Genomic DNA, 572 nt, shown 5'->3' on the forward strand with positions numbered 1-572 from the left:
TATCCGCGTGCAGCGAGCGCACGCTTCGCTTCTTTCAGCAGATCCCGCAGTCGTGACCGTGACGGAAGTGGCGATGAGCGTCGGGTTCAACCACATGGGAGAATTCGCGGCGCTCTACAAGCGAACCTTCGGCGTTTCACCGAGCCAGACGCTTTCGAAAGCTTTTTGACGAGCAGAGACCTATTGACGCGCAAAGAACTATTGATCGGTCCCGTACGTCTCGATCATGTCACCGGTGGTGACGGGTTGTCGCATTCTCATGGCGCGCGAAAATTACCGTCCGAAGTTCTCCGGTCTTAAGATCCAGGTCCGAAGATCTAGGTCAGTGGAGTGAGCGCTAGGCACCTATCGAGGACGAGGCGCGTGTTTCACGATCGTTTGTGATGCGCTCGAGATGCCGTTCCCGGGCAAGTTTGACTTTCTCGATCCAGACCGAGGCATTCTCATCCCGCCAGTTCAAGCGCAACATCTTGCCGAACTCTCCAATCGCTTCATCGTAACACCCGAGCCGGTAAAGCGTCTTTCCACGCTCGAAGGCGAGGCGGGATTCGTCCGATGATGTCGGGAGGCTG

At 56.6% G+C, this 572-nt stretch carries 2 protein-coding genes; one reads left to right on the forward strand and one right to left on the reverse strand.

The genetic code is table 11. The features are described from left to right. Positions 1-7 precede the first annotated feature (7 nt). Complete coding sequence (locus AC1DT3_RS23690) at positions 8-169, forward strand: helix-turn-helix domain-containing protein (RefSeq protein ID WP_477467590.1); 162 nt, start codon at positions 8-10, stop codon at positions 167-169. Between the two features lie 168 nt (positions 170-337). Here AC1DT3_RS23690 and AC1DT3_RS23695 read toward each other — a convergent pair. Beyond that, positions 338-572: tetratricopeptide repeat protein (locus AC1DT3_RS23695; RefSeq protein WP_477467589.1), on the reverse strand; the 235-nt coding region annotated here is incomplete at its 5' end.

The sequence above is a fragment of the Microvirga sp. P4_G7 genome, assembly GCF_056401005.1.